This is a genomic window from Rhizobacter sp. P3_B12 (assembly GCF_056402895.1).
In genome coordinates this window covers 1-1,623 of record NZ_JBFUGN010001210.1, presented here as the reverse complement: position 1 = coordinate 1,623, position 1,623 = coordinate 1, and the positions used below count along the sequence as shown (strand labels likewise).

Below are 1,623 nucleotides of genomic sequence, written 5' to 3'. Positions count from 1 at the left end.
GAAGACGCCGGTGCGGCTGCCGCGCAGGCGCTCGCGCGTCAGGCCGGCGTCGTCGAGCGACTCCATCGCGACCTCGAGGAACAGCCGCTGCTGCGGGTCCATGCGCTCGGCCTCGCGCGGCAGGATCCCGAAGTACGCGGCGTCGAAGCCGTCGATGCGGTCGATGAAGCCGCCCCACTTGGTGGCGGACTTGCCGGGCGCGGAGGCATCGGGGTCGTAGAGGGCGTCGGCGTCCCAGCGGTCGGCGGGCACCTCGCGCACCGCATCGACGCCGTCGACGAGCACCTGCCAGAACGCCTCGGGGCTGTCGGCGCCACCGGGGAAGCGGCAGCCCATGCCGACGATCGCGATCGGGTCGGCGCGCATCAGCGCCTCGCTCTGCGCGCGCATCTGCTGGGCCATCAGCGCGAGCTTGACGGCGGAGAGCTGTTGTAGCCCGGATGCCAATCCGGGTGCGGCTTCGGATGACGAATCCCGGATTGGCATCCGGGCTACGGGGTCGGTGTGCTCGGTCATGCTCAGCGCCTCTTGCGCAGCAGGCGTGCCGCGTCTTCGTCGGACAGTTCGGCAACGCCGGCCAGCACCGGCGCCACGGCCGCGGGTGCCGCAGGTGCAGCCGCTGCCGGCTCCTGCTCACCCGCCAGGAACGCCACCAGCGCATCGACCGTCGGGTAGTTCCACGCCAGCGTCGCCGACAGCGGCTTGCCGTGCAGCGGCTCCAGCCGGTTGCGCAGCTCCAGCGCCATCAGCGAGGTCAGGCCCATCGTGCCGAGCGGCTTGCGGGCATCGATCTTCGCCGGCGTCAGCTTCAGCACGCGGCCGACGACGTCGCGCACCGCGCGGTCGAGCGCGCGGCGGCGCTCGGCCGGGTCGCTGCTCTCGACAAGGGGCGCATCGGCCACCGGTGCCGCCGCATCGGCGAGCAGCTCGTTCAGCAACGCCACCTCGCGTGCGCCCAGGCTCTTGCGCATCGCGCGCCAATCGACCGGCATCACCAGCAGGTGCGGCACGTCCTGGCGCAGCGCGTCGCCGAGCAAGGCCAGCGCCTGCGACGGCGCGAAGCCGCCGATGCCCTGGCGCTGCAGCTCGTCGAGCTGGCGCCGGCCGGCCTCGCCGCGCATCACGCCGGTCTGCGCCCACACGCCCCAGCCGATGCTCTGCGCATGCTGGCCCTGCGCGCGGCGCTGGCGCGCCAGCGCATCGAGGAAGGCGTTGGCGGCGGCATAGCTCGCCTGGCCGGCCTGCGGCATCACGGCCGCCATCGACGAGAAGAACACCAGGCGATCGAGTTCGGGCAGCGCGCGGTGCAGGTTCCACGCGCCCTGCAGCTTCGGCGCCAGCACCGCGGCAAGCGATGCGGCACCGAGCTCGTGCAGCAGCGTGTCGTCGGTGATGCCGGCCGCGTGGATCACGCTGCGGATGGGAGGGCGGCCCTCGGCTCGGTGGCGCGCGAGGAAACCCGCCAGAGCGGTCTCGTCGGCGACGTCGACCGGCACGTAGTCGATGTGGGCGCCGGCGGCTTCCAGCTCGCGCACCGCCTGCACCGCCGGCGTCGCTTGCGACGATGTGGCAGCCCACTGCTCGCGCGGCGGCAGCGGCGTGCGGCCCAGCACCACCAGGTGG

Annotated in this window: 2 protein-coding genes; both read right to left on the bottom strand. The window is 73.4% G+C overall.

The features are described from left to right. Positions 1-516: beta-ketoacyl synthase N-terminal-like domain-containing protein (locus AC1D01_RS33830; protein WP_477873840.1), on the bottom strand; the 516-nt coding region annotated here is incomplete at its 3' end. A gap of 2 nt (positions 517-518) precedes the next feature. Beyond that, the coding region (locus AC1D01_RS33825) for a beta-ketoacyl reductase (protein WP_477873839.1) at positions 519-1,623 on the bottom strand (1,105 nt) is incomplete at its 5' end.